The sequence below is a fragment of the Marinoscillum sp. MHG1-6 genome, assembly GCF_024714475.1.
Taxonomy (GTDB): Bacteria; Bacteroidota; Bacteroidia; order Cytophagales; family Cyclobacteriaceae; genus JAMZMI01.
The window spans coordinates 61,830-79,164 of the sequence record NZ_JAMZMI010000008.1 but is presented as its reverse complement, the minus strand read 5'-3'; the positions used below and the strand labels follow the sequence as shown (position 1 = coordinate 79,164).

The window sequence follows — 17,335 nt, the reverse complement described above, 5'->3', positions numbered from 1 at the left end:
CTATTCAATCGGAATTTATAGCGTAAGATCTCTTACGCTTTTTTTGTGTTCAAAGACATCTGAACCAAAATACTTAAGAGGATAGTCACGGCCAAACCAATGGCGTTGTACCACAGGTACCCGAGCCCAATCACCCCGGTTGTAGCCAAAAGATGTAGTACAATTACGACCATTTGAGCGATGATGGCAGCATAAAACACTGCGTCACCCTTAACGAATTTCAAAAAGAAGGCCACCAGGAAAATTCCCAAAATGGTCCCGTAAAAAATGGAACCTACTATGTTCACCGCTTCTATGAGGTTCTCAGAGTTTTTAGCCAATAAGGCAAATGAAATGGCCAGTATTCCCCATGCGAGGGTGAGTAGTTTAGAGATGTTTACATAATGGCCATTGGAAGCAGACTTCTGAAGAATCCGTTTGTAGAAATCAACGGAAGTAGTTGAGGATAGCGCATTTAATTCCGAAGATGTCGAGGACATGGCCGCAGAGAATATAACCGCGATCAGAAGGCCAATCAAGCCATGAGGCAGGTAGGTTAAAATGAAGGTTAAAAAAACATAGTCAGAATCCTTCGTCTCTATACTGTCGTCGAGTTGGATGAGCAGCCCTTTTACCTCTTCCCGAACCTTAACTGTTTCCTGATCCTTTAGGTTGAGCCTGTCTCCAATCATTTCCCTTTCCGAAGACTCAGCATTGGCCAACTCAATGGTCAGGCTTTTTCGCTCTTCCAGCAAAGTATTATACTCATTGTTCAATACTTCATATTGTTCAGCATACTCTGAATTTTGTAAACGTTCAACCGATGCCTCTTTGAAATGTATCGGGGGTTGATAAAGCAGATAGAAAACATACACCATTACCCCGGTGAACAGGATAAAGAATTGCATCGGTATTTTAAAGATGGCATTGAACATTAGGCCCATCTTGCTTTCCCGGACGCTCTTTCCTCCGAGGTATCTTTGAACCTGGGATTGATCCGTTCCAAAATAGGATAAGGACAGAAACAAACCACCTGCCAAACCAGACCAAACGGTGTATCGCTTCTCAAAACTCAAATCAAAATCCACTGCATTCATTTTATCCAAACTATTGGCCACGCCTACCGCATCACCGAAAGACATGTAGTCTCCTATATATCCGATGACCATAAAAAAAGCTGCAAACATGCCCACCATGATGACAGCCATTTGCCATTTTTGGGTCAGACTCACAGCTCGGGAACCTCCCGATACCGTGTAAATAATTACCAGCAATCCGGTAATCAGAATTGTTAAGGTCAGATTCCATTTCAGAATACTGGAAAGAATGATGGCCGGGGCGTAGATGGTAATGCCTGCCGCCAATCCTCTTTGGATCAGGAAGAGAAAAGCTCCCAGTAAACGAGTTTTGAGGTCAAAACGATTTTCGAGAAACTCATAGGCCGTGTAGACTTTGAGTTTATAATAGATTGGAATAAAAACAGCACTTACAATCAGGAGTGCAAATGGCAAACCAAAATAGTTTTGGATAAAACTCATTCCACTTTCATAACCCTGACCCGGCGTAGAGATAAAGGTAATCGCACTGGCTTGAGTAGCCATCACCGACAAACCGATGGTGCCCCATTTGAGAGAATAATCGCCCAAAAGATAACTTGATATATTCCTTTGCTTTCGGGTTTTATAAACGCCATACCCTACGATAAAGAGGAGCGTTCCGAATAACACAAAGTAGTCTAGCAGGTTCATCCAGTCAGGTCAGCCATTTAGTTTTTGGAATGAAAAAGATTAACCCACATATCGCTTCAATTTTCCTTATCAGTCTTACCTATTGAGATCAGATTAGCCAGCAATCGAAAGGCTCCGGGAACTCCCGCAGGCAATTCCCTAAAGAATGATATTCCCGTGTAGATATAATATCCCTTCCCATACTGAGCAATAAGCAAGCTCCCTTCTTTGGCACTCTCTCCGGGGTCATTCATACTTAATACAGGTGTAAACTCCTTACTCCACTCGTTCGGGAAGTATAAACCACGTTCCTGAACCCAGTTATCGAAATCTGATTTTTCCAATTGATTAGGATAGTTCAATACGGCCGCTTTCTTATCCAGTATCTTCACCTCTGCCTGCTCCACCGCGACACGATCTCTTGAAATTTTGATGGGATATGGCGCCAACTCCTCGGTGACTGTTCCATAAGTGTTGTATTGTACGATCACCGTGCCCCCATTCTTTGTGTATTCAAACAGTTCTTTATTCTTAAATGCCAGCCAATCCAGCGTATTAAATGCCCTGATTCCAACGATCACCGCATCATATTGTTGCAAATTCTGTGCTGTGACCGTCTCCTTATCCAACAACTGTGTCTGATAGCCCATCTGTCCCAGGCTGTAGGGAACCTCATCTCCGGCCCCCATAATATACCCGATCAAATTCCCCGACTTTTTCAAATTAAGGCGTACAGCCTTAGTCTCCGATTTCGGGAACCATACCTGTTCCGGGATATGATCATAACTGATCATCACACGGCCCCGATTAAACTCCTGATTTCCTAAAATGGCGATGGCGCCTATCTTATATTCACCTGTTTCTTTAGAAGGGGTGACCATAAAATCAAACACCTGCTCCTCGCCCTTTCTGGTGATCACAAAATCCTGAACTGACGGCTCGGCATTCCAGCCATTAGGCAAATTCAATTTAAGTTGGCCCTGCGCATAGGGCGCTCCCCCAATGATGGTCACCTGAACCTTTTTAGGTTCATCATCTACATAGACCAACGCCTTCTGACTAATATTAACCATTACCTTCGGGGTGATAGAAACTGGTTTGTAAATCTCTCCCTTCACTCTGTCAGTAGTTTTATATACTACTGGCACTTCGCACTCAAGAAATTGATCCTTAATTCGAAGAATTACTTTTGCCGTAACAACAGGCCCATTTTCCGGAGTACTAATTAACCTCTGATCCTCTACGTTGTACATCCCTTCCTTACCTGCTTCTTTAAGCCAGTAAGGATTAGATATCGGTACGCTGTGACTAAATGGTAATTCGTAACTCAACTCGTTCAACTGGTTATTAGCCAATTTCAGGTTGTAGATATAATTATTCGACCACTTTGAAAATGAGACTCCCGATAAAACGACCGGCGCCTTACTTCTATTGATGATCTCCAAATTCACGGACATCGTATCACCCGGGCTATATTGAGAAGCATCACTTACGAACTCTATATAAGTACCAGTTACGGCCAGTATTAATTGATCTATTTCTTTGAGCTTGACCTCCCTCCAAAAATCATCTTTCAGATCCTCCACCCTTTTCCTTATTTCTATAAGATCCGGCAGGATTGATTCGGGTTCGGACGGATTGAAATACATGATCGCTTCATTCACCATTTCACCAATTTCCTCGGCGTTGACTCTTTTCCATGTAAAGTCCAGTCCTTCAAAAACATCCTTTACAGCTTCACCTTCCCATTGTTCTAAATATTCATACTCCGATCCCCTGGAACCACTTCTTCCAAACCCCTGACTCTTGTGCATACTTCTGCTTCTGGCTGCTATCTCCGTATAGGATTCACCTAGCGCGGGATCATAACCACCCACATCAACTTTCACATATTTGTCAGGGTTGAACTTATTAGGATCACTTCTAAAGAACCAGGTATTCGTATTCCAGAAAAGCCGGGTAGGTTGCCAGACAGAAACATAGTCCAGTTGCTCAGGGTAGGCATTCTTGTCACCGCTTAATCCAAAAGCTTCTTTCGCCAAAACAGCAGATGCCGTATGATGCCCATGGGTAACTTTTGGAGTCGTGCTAAATCGCGTTACAATCACATCAGGTCTGAATTTTCTTAGCACCCAAACAAAATCAGCAAGTACCTGCTCACGGTCCCATTTATCAAAGGTTTCCTCAGGATCTTTCGAATAACCGAAGTCATTGGCCCGAGAAAAAAACTGCTCTCCCCCATCGATTCGTCTTGCGGCTAATAATTCCTGAGTTCGGATGATTCCTAATGATTCCCTGATCTCGGTACCCACAAGGTTTTGACCACCATCCCCCCGTGTTGCCGCCAGGTAGCCTGCACGCAAGTTCATACCATTGGCCAGGTATGAAATAAGTTGAGTATTTTCATCATCCGGATGAGCAGCCACATAAAGTACCGACCCAAGGGTGTTGAACTTCTCCAGCATCTGAAGAATTTTCCCTGAATGGTATCTTTCCGGTGTCGACGCTGCCGCGAGTCCATAGGTTACCAGGATAAGAATAATGCTTCTAATAAAAGTCATCATAAGGGCCAATATTGAAAGAAAAACCGCTGATTTTCGTTTTTCTGAAAAAAAATAGAAATAAGACGCAAGTTTATTATTCGCATTTCATCTAAAGAAATGAATGTAAATTAAAAACGTAAAAACCATGTTGAAAAAGGTATTTATTATAGGAATGGTGCTGATCTGGTCTGTTGGAGCCTGGGCACAGCCACCAAATGGAGAACGAAAAGGTCCAAGCCAGGGCGGTGACTTTCAAAAGCAAAGAGCAGAGCAATTTGCAGAAAGATTAGAACTCACTGAAGAGCAGAAGGTGAAGTTCGATGAGGAGAAGGTGCGATTTCATAAAGAATCACAACCAATCATGAATCAACTTAGAGAAAAGAAGGCCAGGCTTCAAACGCTGGTTTCCAGTGATGAGGTCAAACGCAAGGAAATCGATCAGGTTATTGAGGAGATTGGGACATTAGAGACCTCACTTTTAAGAGCACGTACTAATCATCAAATTACCAGCAGAGCCATGTTAACAGATAAGCAAAAGGTGATTTTTGATAAGCATTCGTCTCGACGGATGGGTCCTGCTCCACACGGCAAAGGAGATCGTAAAGGTTAAGTTTCATTTGTGTCAGAAAAGGAATTCAAAGAGATAGTGTTAACCTACCAGGACAGGGTTTATAATACCTGTCTTGGGTTTCTCAAAAACCAGGAGGACGCAGAGGATGTGGCGCAAGAGGTCTTCATCCAGGTATTCAAATCCTATGATTTCTTTTTAGGCAAGTCCGAAACCGGTACCTGGATCTACCGCATCGCTGTGAATAAATGTCTGGAGTTGCTCCGGAAATTAAAGGCCGGTAAGCGTTCCGGGATAATGATGAGCCTTGATGGCCATGAACAAATTACTTCTTTCTTTCACCCTGGAGTGGAGTTGGAAAACCAGGAAAATGCACGGGCGCTTTTTCAGGCGATCGACGAATTACCTGAAAACCAAAAGGTGGCCTTCACGCTTAGCAAAATAGAAGGACTTACAACGGAAGAGATATCGAAGGTAATCGACAAAAGTACCTCCTCTGTTGAATCACTTTTACATCGCGCTAAAGAAGGATTGAGGAACCTACTAAGAAATTATTATGAAAGAGAATTCATCAGAAAATAGAGTTGAGGAAACCCTTAGCAGCCTGGACAACATCAAAAGGGCGGCTGCGCCTGCCGGGTTCTATGAAAAGCTGCAAGAGCGGATGCATTCACTGGACCCCGGTAGCAGCAAATGGTTTCACTGGTTACAAGCTGGCGTGGCAGCTATGCTTATTATGGCGCTGGTTAATGGATTCATGATTTTGCAAACAGAAGAAAATGACGTCGCCGAAGTGGATGATTTTAAAACTGAGTATTTCGAGCCTACAGCATCATTGTTAAACTATTAGACATGAAAGAAAAACAAGTCAAATACCTGGTTATCAGCGTTCTGATATTGGTGATCATTAACATCTCACTACTCATTGTACTGATCCTACCCAGGGTGCATGGAGGAAGAGATGCTCACCCATTCAGAGCTGAAAGAAACAAAGGAGCTCAGTTCCTGACTCAAAAGCTAGACCTGACCCCGGATCAAAGAGAGGAGTTCCGAAGGCTGTTTCAGCAACATAAAGCCAGGAAAGATTCCTTAGGGAAAATCATAAGAGAATATAAAATGCAGCTTGCCAGGCAGGTCACAACAGGTTCCAAGGATAATGCTGTGATTGATCGCCTGATGACAAAACTTTCTGAAGCGCATATGGCAGATGAGAAAGAGCAGTACCAGCATTTTTACCAACTCAGTCAAATCTGTACTCCCGAGCAGCTTAGTAAACTGGAAATAATCCTTCAGTCACCACGCCACCCGCACCATGGTCCTCCAGGACCTTAAAAAGGCATGTGCCAGTTGTAGGTGTGATTATAATGAAGGCGCTCACCTTCAATGGTTAGTGGGGACATAATGTTGTTATGGTAAAGTTGTCCGGTGCCTAATCCATGATATGGTTTAGGTTCCAAAGAAGCAGCAAATTGACTGATCGCATTCAAGCCTACATTACTTTCCAAAGCTGACGTGAACCACCAATCAATACCAAGCTCCTCAGCTATCTTGATCCATTCTAGTGATGCACGAAAGCCTCCTAGCAAGGTCGGCTTGAGAATAATAAAGGCAGGTAGACAGTCTTCGAGCAGTACCTTTTTGGCCCGATGGTCAGTAATACCTATAAGCTCTTCATCAAGGACAATAGGAATTTTCGATTTTTCACAGATCAACCTCATGGCTTCCGGCTGTCGTGGCATAATTGGCTGTTCGATGGAGTGAATATCCAGTCCATCTAAATCTTTTAATCTGGCAAAAACCTCGTTTGTGGGGAAGCCTCCATTAGCATCCAACCTGATCGTCACGTCCCTGGATTTCGATCGTATATATTGAATGATATCTAGCTCATGCTCCCAGTCTATAGCTCCTACTTTTATTTTAATACAGGTAAAACCAGCCTCCAATTTCTTATCCACCTGCGTTCTCATGAAATCCTGATCACCCATCCAAATCAACCCATTGATTGGAATGGACTGACCCTTGAGAAACTCGCTTGGAAAAATGATTTGATTTCCCCTGTGAAGCAAGTCCAGCAAGGCCGTCTCTAAAGCAAACCTTACGCTAGGAAATGCAGGGCTCACTAATTCCGCTACTAAATCAAATACGTCCTTTTGATTAGAAGGGAGCTCACATCTTCTCAGGTTATTTATCAGCTCTAGGAGTACTGGCTCGAGTTCCTCAAAATCATCCACACTCAAACGCGGCAAAGGCGCAGCCTCTCCATATCCAAAGGGACTCAAACCATTCGCTGAGATTTTCAATAAATAAGCCCTGTGCTGACGCATCACTCCACGTGATGTTCCCGCTTCAAACTTAAAGTCAAGCGTATAGTCTTTATATTCGAGCATCAACATGGGCAGTACAAAAATTTATGATTGAAAATAATATTGATCTGGCGGAATACACTTACGAATTACCCAACGAAAAAATAGCCAAGCATCCACTCGCAAACCGATCCGACTCTAAATTATTACATTATTCCAAAGGAGAAGTTTTTCATCAGCAATTTCGCCAGTTGCCTGACCTGTTACCTTCTTCCTGTCACCTGGTATTTAACGACACCAAGGTAATCCCTGCTCGCCTGATCTTTCATAAGGATACAGGGGCAAGGATAGAAATTTTTCTCTTAGAACCTCTGGCACCTTCCAATATTCATGCGGAAGTCATGGCCACTTCAGAAGGTTGTAACTGGCACTGTATGATAGGAAATGCCAAAAAATGGAAAATTGGAACTGAATTACAAATGTCGTTGCCTGAGGGTGTGGAGGTAACCGCACTAAGAAAAGATGGTGAGGAAGTCGCACTTAATTGGAACTCACAACAATCCTTCTCAGAAATTGTAGAGGCTATAGGAAACATACCCCTCCCCCCATATATCAACCGGGAAGTAGAAGCTGAAGATAAACCTCGTTATCAGACTGTATATTCTCACCATGAAGGGGCTGTCGCCGCTCCCACTGCCGGTCTGCATTTTACGGAAAAAGTGATTGACCAACTGAACGAAAAGAAAATCACCACTGATTACCTGACACTCCACGTTTCCGCTGGCACCTTCCAACCGATCAAGTCATCAACTGTTGAGGATCATCCGATGCACCGAGAACAGGTTATCGTTACCCGGTTGAATATCGAAGGTATCCTGAATAATAACACCATCATTCCTGTGGGCACAACCAGTATGCGTACCCTCGAAAGCCTTTATTGGTTTGGAGTTAAGCTCAAAAAGGATCCTTCTGCGGAATTCAAAATAGAAAAGCTTCAACCTTATCAGGACGAACAAAATATTTCAAAAGAGGAAAGTCTGAATAACGTACTCGACTATATGGACCGTCTGAATGTGGATCGAATTATTGGCCATACGGAAATATTCATTTTCCCCGGATATACTTTTCGTATTTGTAAGGGTTTAGTCACCAACTTTCATTTACCTGGCTCAACCCTCATCTTGCTTGTTGCGGCTTTGGTAGGAGCCAATTGGAAAAAGATATATTCAGAGGCACTCAACAATGACTACAGATTCCTTAGCTACGGTGACAGCTCGCTACTCATGCCATAAGGGGCTTGCGATAAAATATTGTTCTCAAAAATGAACGGCCATATTATTTCTTTGACCTCATATTATCTTTATTTTTACTTAAACAGTGATCGACTATGAGTACAACTTCAGAATTAGAGGAATTATACCTGAAAAAACTTGAGCTTAAGCTTGAATCAATTTCTCCTGGAAGCAACACATCCACGGATCATATCTTTGGTAGTGAATTGGACGAAATATCAAGTAGCCCTGATTATGCCCGCCCCATTGGAGAAGCATTTTTGAAAGAACTCAGCAAAATAGAAGTAAGCTCTGACGAACGTAAAGAGTCGCAGGAAAGGTTTCGTGAGCAGGCCCTGAACATGATGTATGAGTTCCTTGAGCGAAAACTCCGAAAAAAGTAAATTCAAAAGGTCCCTTCATTCCTTTCTTTATTCAGACATTACCTCTGAATTTTTGCTTTCGGTTTCAAACCTATTGTGATTTCCATTGTTTAATTTGAACATCTATGGATAAAGTCAACGAAATCTGGAGTGACCTCCTGGAGAGCGTCCAATCTTTTATTGAGGTATTTTCTAAGCCTCTTTTCAATTTAGGTGAAGGAGCTATTAGCATGGGTACGATATTGTACTTTGCCATAGCCTTTTTCCTGTTGTCCTTTATCTCAAAAAAACTTAGAAGGATCCTTGTTGAAAATGTGCTTACCCGTACACAACTAGAACCTGGGGTAAGGGCATCTATCGGCACCGTTCTCCGCTTTCTGGTGATCGTCATAGGTAGTGTCATTATTATCCAGACAGCCGGAATTGATCTGAGCGCCCTGAGCATACTGGCCGGTGCATTGGGAGTTGGTATTGGTTTCGGTCTTCAAAATATTACTGATAATTTCATTTCAGGAATTATCATCCTTTTCGAAAAGCCCATCAAGGTAGGTGATCGAATTGAAGTGGGTGATGTTCAGGGTGATGTGATGAATATATCATTTAGAGCCACAGAGATTCGTACCAATGACAACATCACCATCATTGTTCCAAATTCAGAGTTCATTTCCAGCCAGGTGATCAATTGGAGTCACAATGATCGGAATATCCGATTTAGAATTCCTGTAGGCGTGAGCTACAAAGAAGACCCGGCCAAAATCAAGAAAATATTACTTGCAGTGGCTAAGGACAACCCGCATGTTCTCGATAATCCGGAGTCTACGGTGCTTTTTGATGAGTATGGGGATAGCTCCATCAACTTTTATCTTGCCGTTTGGACCACCACCCACACAGATAAGCCAAGGGTTCTGAAAAGTGAATTGTATTTCGAGATCTTCAAAAGATTTGGAGAAGAAGGAGTAGAAATCCCGTTCCCTCAAAGAGATATACATATTATTTCTACCCCGAATGGAACTGCAAATCCCTTAAACTAAAATAGGGATAATGAATATCCCTATCTGTTGCCTCCAATCCCTTTTAAGGTTTATTATTCTTTCGTTGCGCCTATTGAATAACTCAAACCTAATCCAATGACAGTTTTAAACTGGAGTTTGGCTTTCATCTCTGAAGGCTCTACGATGCCGTTTCCATTCTTATCTTTATTCTGACGGATGTCCTTATCATAGATCATCTGAGAATAGAAGTTCGCCGTCAGGAATTTATTGACCTTCATCACCAGGGCATTTTGCCAGTTCACATCAATCGTTCCGAAATCCTTGACATAATTCGAGAACAGCTCCAACCTGGAATCAAGGTTCACATTTTTCATGATATCATCGTGGTACTTAATCCTGAAGTAAGAACCAAATTCCCCTCTTGCTTTACTTCCATCAGGTACGCCATAAGCCCCGGCATCAGCGAGGGTCTGATCATTGACAAAGGTGAATTTTCCAGTTAGCGGGATGTAGTTGATAGAGAGCACGGAACTTGGCTTATAGTCTACCCCAAGACCAATGGTCAGATAAGCAGGTGCCATAAACCTGGAAATGACACTGTCCAATTTTCCTGTAGTTTCATTCTCAACAAATCCTTTAGCAAACTGCGTTCTAAAGTCAAGAAGTCCACTGTAGAACCATTTTTCGTTATCGTTCAGAATTTTATAACCAAACTTGGTCACCAGGTTGATCTTATCATCTGACTTAACCAGCGATCCATTATTACCCTGCCTAATCAAACCATACGCCAGGTCCAGTGAATTCTCCCACTTCAATCGACCCTTTGAATAATCGGCAAAAGCATTCATTACACCATTAATTGAAACGGAGGGCTGACCCCCACCGGCCCAGTTCTTTAAGGTGACCTGAGAAAAAGTCAAAGAGCCAAATCCTCCGGAAGTCCAATATTTGGTTGAGTCATCCTGTGCCAGCAGTTGGCAGGAAAGTAGCGTAAGGATCGTTATTGTTAGAAGTTTGAGTTTCATTTTTTCAACTTTGAAGTGATTGTTAAATCTTACGAAAGATATATGAAGATAGTATTAGACGTAACCTTATCTTCGTAGTGAGTGTCCCACTTTATGTTTCCAAAATAAGGAACAATGCATCTAAAATCATTCTTAACGCATGAATAAATCTATTTTTACCTACTTCTTCCTTTCAACTAGCTTGTTGTTTTCAGCTTGCAACAACAATACCCAGGAAAAGACTACCCAAACCGAAAACATTCAAGAAGAAGCGATCAAGGAGATAGAACCATTAAGTTGGGAAATGGTTTCCCTCAAGGAAAAAATAACACCATGCATCAATGATGAATGTACCAAAATAACCATTACCTACCCGGAATTTAAAAAGGACAAGAAGAGCCTTAATTCAATGGTTAGATCTGTGATCAACCAAATGATCATTGACCACATCCCGCCGGGAATCGAAACTGGTGATAACATTAAGCAGAACATGACTGCCTTCATCAAATCATATGAGGAGTTCAAACAGGCTTTCCCTGAATCACAGACCCCATGGACCGTTGATATTTCGGCGAAAGTATCTTATCAAACACCAGAACTCACCTCTTTTAGAATCAACTCAGAAAGTTATACAGGAGGAGCCCATTCTTATGATAAAGTTTCTTTCCTCAATTTTGATGAAAAGGGACGTCTGGTTGAGAGTATAAGCAACCTTTTCAATGACCTTTCCAGGTTAATGGTCATTGCTGAAAAAGAATTTAGAAAATCGAAAGGACTTGAGTCATCGCAACAGCTAAGTGATGGTGGCTATAATTTTGAAAACGATAAGTTCAGCTTACCTGAAACATTTGGTTTCTCAGACAAGGGCCTCATTTTATATTTCAACAGCTATGAAATTGCGGCTTATTCTGAAGGCCCAACTGAGCTATTGATCCCATTTGAAACTATTGAGGGTCTAATGACCCTCTAGCTCTGGTTAATCATAAGAGTTCTCTTTGAGATCATTTTCTCTAAGGATTCTCCTTAATATTTTACCAACATTCGATTTGGGCAGCTCATTGCAGAATGCAATATGCTTTGGCCTTTTGTAACCTGTGAGTTCCTTCTTACAATGTTCCTCAAGCTCCTCGGCTGTTAACGAGTCATCTTTCTTAACAACATATATTTTAACCGCTTCAGTGGACTTGCTATCCGGAACTGATATTGCTCCAACCTCAAGCACTTTTGGATGCATGGCTACAACTTCTTCTACCTCATTAGGATATACATTGAAGCCTGATACTAGAATCATTTCCTTTTTGCGGTCAACAATTCTAAAAAATCCATCCGGATCCATCATCGCAATGTCACCTGTCCTGAAATATCCATTAATGAAACATGCCTTGGTCTCCTCTTCCCTGTTATAATAACCTAAAAAAACCTGAGGTCCTTTACAACATAACTCCCCTTTTTCACCGTCTGCCACCTCATTACCCTCGTCATCTAACAGTACTATATCCGTATTAGGTAGAGGCATACCGATAGTTCCCACTCTATTTTGTTCGTTAAAAGGATTGATACAAAGCCCGGGAGAAGTCTCCGTCAGGCCATAAGCTTCAGCCATCTTCAATCCTGTCACTTTTTCCCATTTTTCAGCTACCGCTCGTTGCAAGGCCATTCCCCCAGCGAGGGCGACTTTTAGGTTGGAATGATCCAACTCCGCAAAACCGGGAGTATTCAACAATCCGTTGAATAATGTGTTCACCCCTGTAATCAAATCGTAGTTATACTTACCCAACTCCTTTACAAAGCCTTTCATATCCCGTGGGTTGGTGATCAGAATATTACATGCCCCAATTCTGGCCGGAAAAAGTGAATGAGCATTTAATGCAAAAATGTGATAAAGAGGGAGAGCCGCAATAAAAGTGACTTTACCATCTTCAAAGTTGGCCGGTTTCAGCCATGCTTCCACCTGTTGTACATTGGCAATCAGGTTGCGATGACTCAACATAGCCCCTTTTGATACGCCGGTGGTACCGCCCGTATATTGCAAAAAGGCCAGATCATTTGCCTTCATCTCCGGGATTTGTAGTGGTTGAGAGGCCCCCATTTTCAAAGCAGCATTGAATGTCACTGCCTTGGGGAGATTATAAGAAGGAACCATCTTCTTTACATGCTTCACCACAAAGTTCACTAACGGTTTCTTTAGCCCTCCCAGTAGATCGCCCAGCTCAGTAATGATCACATGTTCGATAACTGTTTCAGCAAGGATCTTCTCCAGGTTACAAGCAAAATTGGCCAGAAGGACCACTGCCTTAGCCCCGGAATCATTGAACTGATGCTTCATTTCTGAAGGAGTGTACAACGGATTGGTATTTACCACGACAAGACCAGCTTTGAGCACCCCATGGATAGCTATGGGGTTTTGTAGAATATTAGGCATTTGAATAGCAACCTTATCCCCTTGCTTCAGTCCGAGCACATTGATCAGGTAAGAACCAAAATCTTTAGATAGTTGATCCAACTCTGAAAAGGTGATAGACTTACCCATGTTTATATATGCAGGAACGTCTCCAAATTTTGAGACTGATTCGGCTAATAGCTCCGGAATGTTGCTATATCTATCAGGGTTTATTGAGTTCGGTACTCCTTCTGGGTAATTTTCAATCCAGGGTTGTCTTGACATTTTTGATGTTTTTCCGCTAAATATAGCCTGTTTTAGAACTATTTGAACTTAAAATTGAAATAAGCATGGTACATAAATGCATTTCAACCAAAAGCAGAAAAATTGTTTTAACAATTTGGTATTGGATGGAACCTTTGAATTGGAGAATTGCAGGAAAAACAAAGCACTATAAAAAGAAAAAGGTCGAAGCACCCCTACTTCGACCAGATTCAAATAAACAACATTAACCCAAAAATGATGGCTGTAGGGGAAGGATTCGAACCTCCACGGAGCGGTTAGCCCCAGACGTTTCAAGAAATCCCGAAGAATCCCTTGAAACATTTAGGATTTATCCCTTATCTCCACCCTCGAGACAGGAGGGCATGTCTGCCAATTTCATCACCCTACAGTGTGACTTTGTTGTGTTTTAGAACGTTTTGTTGAGACAAAATTAATACAATGATCAAAACATTAAAACCATTTCAACATTTTTTTCAATAAATAATTCAAATAGCAACGTTTTGATCATTTTGTTGCGAATTCCAAAATATGAAAACGCGCATTTCCTTTGAAATAGGCCTAATTTTCGCATTTAAGGGCTGCTTAGTATAGTCCTCTTCATCCCTAATATTCAAATCGGAAGTAATTAATTAATTCTGGAAGATGATGACTGACCGAAAAATTGATGTGGGTATTTGGAGAACACAAAGGGCTATAAAAAGAAAAAGGCCGAAGCACCCCTACTTCGACCAGATTCAAATAAACAACATTAACCCAAAAATGATGGCTGTAGGGGAAGGATTCGAACCTCCACGGAGCAGTTAGTCCCCGATGTTTCAAGGAATTCCGAAGAATACCTTGAAACACCCGGGATTTATCCCTTACCTCCACCCTCGAGACAGGAGGGCATGTCTGCCAATTTCATCACCCTACAGTGTGACTTTGTTGTGTTTTAGAACGTTTTGTTGACTCAAAATTAAGAAGTTTTAGAATATTATTAAAAATATTTTAATAAATTTGGTTAATAATTAGATGTCATCTAAAATTGCATAGTATTCGTTGCGTATTTAAAAAAAGATTCCTCTAAAATGAGTAAAAATTACGAAATTGATAATATCGACTTAAAAATCCTCAATTTACTGATGGATGATGCAAAAATACCTTACACAGAAGTGGCTAAGAAGGTTTTTGTATCAGGTGGAACAGTTCACGTGAGGATGAAGAAATTAGAAGAAATGGGTGTGGTACGCGGCACTACTCTTCAGATGGATTATTCTAAATTGGGATATGACGTCACCTGCTTCATGGGCATATTTCTTCAAAAGAGCTCACTCTATGATCAGGTTGTCGAACAATTAAGAAAAATCCCTGAAATCGTTAAAGTGCATTACACTACGGGTAACTACAATATCTTTATTAAGATACATTGTAAAGATACTAAGCACCTGAAAGATGTTCTTCATGATAAAATTCAAAAGGTGGAGGGAATCGAAAGAACTGAGACGTTTATCTCCCTTGAAGAAAGCTTAAACAGACATCTTCAGTTTTAATATAAGCTGAAATTATAGAGGTATAATCGTCCTTACTCATCCTTTTTAGTATCTTATTTAGAATTAATCCAAATAGATGCTATTTTTGCCGAACTGTTTAGCAGTACAACTGTTATCAGGTTAAACAGATTCTGAAAAATAATTTATGAGTAAGGACGACCAAATTTTAGAGGAGTTCACCTCCAAGGAATATGAACACGGTTGGTCTGTTGATTTTGAAGCAGACGAGGCTCCCTTAGGTATCAGTGAGGATATCGTAAGATTCATCTCCTCAAAGAAAGAAGAGCCGGAATGGTTGCTTGAGTGGAGACTGAAAGCCTACCGCAGATGGGTGGAAATGGATGAGCCAAAATGGGCCAATGTGACCTACCCGAAAATTGACTACCAGGCGATTAAGTACTATTCTGCACCCAAGCAATCCAAAAAAGCCAAATCCCTGGAAGAAGTTGATCCTGAATTACTAAAGACCTTCGAGCGTTTAGGTATTTCCCTTCAGGAACAAAAAAGACTTACAGGTGTCGCTGTGGATGCGGTTATCGACTCAGTTTCTGTTGCCACTACCTTCAAAGAGACACTTTCAGAACTTGGAATTGTTTTCTGCTCATTCAGTGAAGCAGTGCAGGAGCACCCTGAGCTAATAAAGAAATATCTTGGATCTGTTGTCCCTGCGGCGGATAACTATTTTGCTGCCCTAAACTCAGCGGTTTTCTCCGATGGATCCTTTTGCTATATTCCTAAAGGGGTAAGATGCCCGATGGAATTATCGACTTACTTCCGAATCAATGCTGCCAATACAGGTCAGTTTGAAAGGACTTTGATTGTGGCTGAGCCGGGATCATATGTATCTTATCTTGAGGGTTGTACAGCTCCAATGCGTGATGAAAACCAGTTGCATGCAGCCGTTGTGGAAATATATGCTGCTGAAAAAGCAGAGGTTAAATACTCAACTGTTCAGAATTGGTACCCCGGTGATAAAAACGGTAAAGGTGGTATTTACAACTTCGTAACGAAAAGAGGTATTTGCGCCGGAGATCATTCCAAAATCAGCTGGACTCAGGTTGAGACCGGATCCGCTGTGACCTGGAAGTACCCTTCTTGTATATTAAAAGGTGATCACTCGGTTGGTGAATTCTACTCAGTGGCGGTGACCAATAATTATCAGCAAGCTGACACCGGAACTAAAATGATCCACATTGGTAAAAACACCAGATCAAGAATTGTTTCCAAAGGGATTTCTGCAGGTAAATCACAAAATAGTTATCGAGGTCAGGTCAACATAATGAAAAGAGCAGAAAATGCACGAAACTTTTCACAATGTGATTCCCTACTCATGGGTGACAAATGTGGTGCACACACCTTCCCATATATAGATGTAGAAAACAACTCAGCCCAGGTTGAGCATGAAGCCACCACCTCTAAAATCGGTGAAGATCAGATCTTCTACTGTCAGCAAAGAGGGATCGATGAGGAAAGCGCAGTTGCTCTCATCGTAAATGGTTTCGCAAAAGAAGTAATGAACAAATTACCAATGGAGTTTGCCGTTGAGGCGCAAAAACTATTGGCACTTACGCTTGAAGGAAGCGTTGGTTAAAAACTCAATTCAATAACATGCTAAAGATAGAAAACTTACAAGCTTCAATTGAAGATAAAGAGATATTGAAGGGAATCAACCTTGAGGTTAAGCCGGGTGAAGTACATGCGATCATGGGCCCTAATGGCTCTGGAAAAAGTACACTCGCATCTGTACTTGCCGGAAGAGAGGAATATGAGGTAACTGGCGGTAGTGTTTCTTACATGGGTAAGGACTTACTTGAGTTTGCCCCGGAAGAAAGAGCGCGCGAAGGTATCTTCCTTGCTTTTCAGTATCCTGTTGAAATCCCTGGAGTTTCTACCACCAACTTCCTGAAAACAGCCGTAAACCAGGTAAGAGAATCAAAAGGTCTGAAGCCTTTGGATGCTGTTTCCTTCTTGAAAGAGATGAAAGAAAAAATGAAGCTCGTAGACATTGATCAGGCCCTTTTAAGCAGAGCCCTCAATGAAGGGTTTTCGGGTGGAGAAAAGAAAAGAAATGAGATTTTCCAAATGGCCATGTTGGAGCCGAAACTATCCATCCTTGATGAAACTGATTCAGGGTTGGATATTGATGCCCTAAAGATAGTGGCGGATGGTGTCAACAAGCTGAAAAGTAAGGACAACGCTACCATCGTGGTGACTCACTACCAAAGACTTCTTGATTACATCGTACCTGACTTTGTTCACGTATTGTACAAAGGAAAAATTGTGAAATCCGGAGATAAGAATCTCGCTCTTGAACTTGAAGAGAAAGGTTACGACTGGATTAAAGATGAAGAAGGAGTTGAAGCATAAGTAG

At 41.7% G+C, this 17,335-nt stretch carries 16 protein-coding genes and 1 tRNA gene; 11 read left to right on the top strand and 6 right to left on the bottom strand.

Translation table 11 applies throughout. From position 1 onward, the window contains the following. Nucleotides 1-32 precede the first annotated feature (32 nt). The gene (locus NXR94_RS15420; RefSeq protein ID WP_258105562.1) at nt 33-1,727 is read right to left on the bottom strand and encodes a sodium:solute symporter; all 1,695 of its coding nucleotides are present in this window, start codon (nt 1,725-1,727) and stop codon (nt 33-35) included. 56 nt (nt 1,728-1,783) lie between these two features. Beyond that, nucleotides 1,784-4,270 (bottom strand): PIG-L family deacetylase, encoded by a 2,487-nt coding sequence (locus NXR94_RS15415; protein WP_258105561.1) that lies wholly within the window; start codon nt 4,268-4,270, stop codon nt 1,784-1,786. Between the two features lie 124 nt (nt 4,271-4,394). On the opposite strand from NXR94_RS15415, the gene NXR94_RS15410 reads away from it, so the two are divergent. Genes NXR94_RS15410 through NXR94_RS15395 form a run of 4 tightly spaced genes read left to right on the top strand, consistent with a single transcriptional unit; the run spans nt 4,395 to nt 6,149 of the window. Continuing rightward, entirely contained in the window at nt 4,395-4,859 is a 465-nt protein-coding gene (locus NXR94_RS15410; RefSeq protein WP_258105560.1) for a Spy/CpxP family protein refolding chaperone, read from the top strand. Nucleotides 4,860-4,868: 9 nt separating this feature from the next. Continuing rightward, a complete protein-coding gene (locus NXR94_RS15405) occupies nt 4,869-5,399 on the top strand; it encodes an RNA polymerase sigma factor (protein ID WP_258105559.1) in 531 nt (176 codons plus the stop codon). Then, on the top strand, nt 5,374-5,667 hold the full coding sequence (locus tag NXR94_RS15400) for a hypothetical protein (RefSeq protein WP_258105558.1): 294 nt from the start codon (nt 5,374-5,376) through the stop codon (nt 5,665-5,667). Before NXR94_RS15405 ends, NXR94_RS15400 begins: the two co-directional genes overlap by 26 nt. Nucleotides 5,668-5,669: 2 nt before the next feature. Continuing rightward, entirely contained in the window at nt 5,670-6,149 is a 480-nt protein-coding gene (locus NXR94_RS15395; RefSeq protein ID WP_258105557.1) for a Spy/CpxP family protein refolding chaperone, read from the top strand. Here the strand turns inward: NXR94_RS15395 and NXR94_RS15390 are convergent. After that, nucleotides 6,146-7,204 (bottom strand): o-succinylbenzoate synthase, encoded by a 1,059-nt coding sequence (locus NXR94_RS15390; protein WP_258105555.1) that lies wholly within the window; start codon nt 7,202-7,204, stop codon nt 6,146-6,148. The two genes, NXR94_RS15395 and NXR94_RS15390, sit on opposite strands and share 4 nt — an antisense overlap. A gap of 23 nt (nt 7,205-7,227) precedes the next feature. On the opposite strand from NXR94_RS15390, the gene NXR94_RS15385 reads away from it, so the two are divergent. From NXR94_RS15385 to NXR94_RS15375, 3 genes are all read left to right on the top strand, one after another. Next, nucleotides 7,228-8,412, top strand: a complete 1,185-nt coding sequence (locus tag NXR94_RS15385; protein ID WP_258105553.1) for an S-adenosylmethionine:tRNA ribosyltransferase-isomerase — start codon at nt 7,228-7,230, stop codon at nt 8,410-8,412. Between the two features lie 95 nt (nt 8,413-8,507). Next, entirely contained in the window at nt 8,508-8,795 is a 288-nt protein-coding gene (locus NXR94_RS15380) for a hypothetical protein (RefSeq protein WP_258105552.1), read from the top strand. A 104-nt stretch (nt 8,796-8,899) separates the two neighbouring features. Then, nucleotides 8,900-9,805, top strand: coding sequence for a mechanosensitive ion channel family protein (locus NXR94_RS15375; RefSeq protein ID WP_258105551.1), 906 nt, complete (start codon nt 8,900-8,902; stop codon nt 9,803-9,805). Between the two features lie 53 nt (nt 9,806-9,858). On the opposite strand, the gene NXR94_RS15370 is transcribed toward NXR94_RS15375, so the two are convergent. After that, complete coding sequence (locus NXR94_RS15370) at nt 9,859-10,791, bottom strand: DUF3078 domain-containing protein (protein ID WP_258105550.1); 933 nt, start codon at nt 10,789-10,791, stop codon at nt 9,859-9,861. Between the two features lie 139 nt (nt 10,792-10,930). Here NXR94_RS15370 and NXR94_RS15365 point away from each other — a divergent pair, with 139 nt between their 5' ends. Next, nucleotides 10,931-11,740 carry a DUF3298 and DUF4163 domain-containing protein gene (locus NXR94_RS15365; RefSeq protein WP_258105549.1) on the top strand — a complete coding sequence of 270 codons (810 nt, stop codon included), beginning with the start codon at nt 10,931-10,933 and terminating at the stop codon, nt 11,738-11,740. Between the two features lie 6 nt (nt 11,741-11,746). Here NXR94_RS15365 and NXR94_RS15360 read toward each other — a convergent pair whose 3' ends face one another. Both NXR94_RS15360 and NXR94_RS15355 read right to left on the bottom strand, forming a co-directional pair. Further along, nucleotides 11,747-13,435: an AMP-binding protein gene (locus NXR94_RS15360; RefSeq protein WP_258105548.1), complete on the bottom strand. Its 1,689-nt coding sequence runs from the start codon at nt 13,433-13,435 to the stop codon at nt 11,747-11,749. A 238-nt stretch (nt 13,436-13,673) separates the two neighbouring features. After that, nucleotides 13,674-13,823: transfer RNA gene (locus NXR94_RS15355), tRNA-Asp, on the bottom strand. Between the two features lie 679 nt (nt 13,824-14,502). On the opposite strand from NXR94_RS15355, the gene NXR94_RS15350 reads away from it, so the two are divergent. The 3 genes from NXR94_RS15350 (at nt 14,503) to sufC (ending at nt 17,331) form a co-directional block, all read left to right on the top strand. Further along, a complete protein-coding gene (locus NXR94_RS15350) occupies nt 14,503-14,964 on the top strand; it encodes an Lrp/AsnC ligand binding domain-containing protein (RefSeq protein ID WP_258105547.1) in 462 nt (153 codons plus the stop codon). A gap of 145 nt (nt 14,965-15,109) precedes the next feature. Then, the gene (gene sufB, locus NXR94_RS15345) at nt 15,110-16,555 is read left to right on the top strand and encodes a Fe-S cluster assembly protein SufB (RefSeq protein ID WP_258105546.1); all 1,446 of its coding nucleotides are present in this window, start codon (nt 15,110-15,112) and stop codon (nt 16,553-16,555) included. A gap of 17 nt (nt 16,556-16,572) precedes the next feature. After that, on the top strand, nt 16,573-17,331 hold the full coding sequence (gene sufC / locus NXR94_RS15340) for a Fe-S cluster assembly ATPase SufC (RefSeq protein WP_258105545.1): 759 nt from the start codon (nt 16,573-16,575) through the stop codon (nt 17,329-17,331). Nucleotides 17,332-17,335: the final 4 nt, after the last annotated feature.

Coding starts and splice junctions, on each gene's coding strand:
- sufC (WP_258105545.1), top strand. CDS start 16,573: ATGCTAAAGATAGAAAACTTACAAGCTTCAATTGAAGATAAAGAGATA.
- NXR94_RS15395 (WP_258105557.1), top strand. CDS start 5,670: ATGAAAGAAAAACAAGTCAAATACCTGGTTATCAGCGTTCTGATATTG.
- NXR94_RS15410 (WP_258105560.1), top strand. CDS start 4,395: ATGTTGAAAAAGGTATTTATTATAGGAATGGTGCTGATCTGGTCTGTT.
- NXR94_RS15365 (WP_258105549.1), top strand. CDS start 10,931: ATGAATAAATCTATTTTTACCTACTTCTTCCTTTCAACTAGCTTGTTG.
- NXR94_RS15350 (WP_258105547.1), top strand. CDS start 14,503: ATGAGTAAAAATTACGAAATTGATAATATCGACTTAAAAATCCTCAAT.
- NXR94_RS15370 (WP_258105550.1), bottom strand. CDS start 10,791: ATGAAACTCAAACTTCTAACAATAACGATCCTTACGCTACTTTCCTGC.
- NXR94_RS15380 (WP_258105552.1), top strand. CDS start 8,508: ATGAGTACAACTTCAGAATTAGAGGAATTATACCTGAAAAAACTTGAG.
- NXR94_RS15420 (WP_258105562.1), bottom strand. CDS start 1,727: ATGAACCTGCTAGACTACTTTGTGTTATTCGGAACGCTCCTCTTTATC.
- NXR94_RS15375 (WP_258105551.1), top strand. CDS start 8,900: ATGGATAAAGTCAACGAAATCTGGAGTGACCTCCTGGAGAGCGTCCAA.
- NXR94_RS15360 (WP_258105548.1), bottom strand. CDS start 13,435: ATGTCAAGACAACCCTGGATTGAAAATTACCCAGAAGGAGTACCGAAC.
- NXR94_RS15385 (WP_258105553.1), top strand. CDS start 7,228: ATGATTGAAAATAATATTGATCTGGCGGAATACACTTACGAATTACCC.
- NXR94_RS15390 (WP_258105555.1), bottom strand. CDS start 7,204: ATGCTCGAATATAAAGACTATACGCTTGACTTTAAGTTTGAAGCGGGA.
- sufB (WP_258105546.1), top strand. CDS start 15,110: ATGAGTAAGGACGACCAAATTTTAGAGGAGTTCACCTCCAAGGAATAT.
- NXR94_RS15400 (WP_258105558.1), top strand. CDS start 5,374: ATGAAAGAGAATTCATCAGAAAATAGAGTTGAGGAAACCCTTAGCAGC.
- NXR94_RS15415 (WP_258105561.1), bottom strand. CDS start 4,270: ATGATGACTTTTATTAGAAGCATTATTCTTATCCTGGTAACCTATGGA.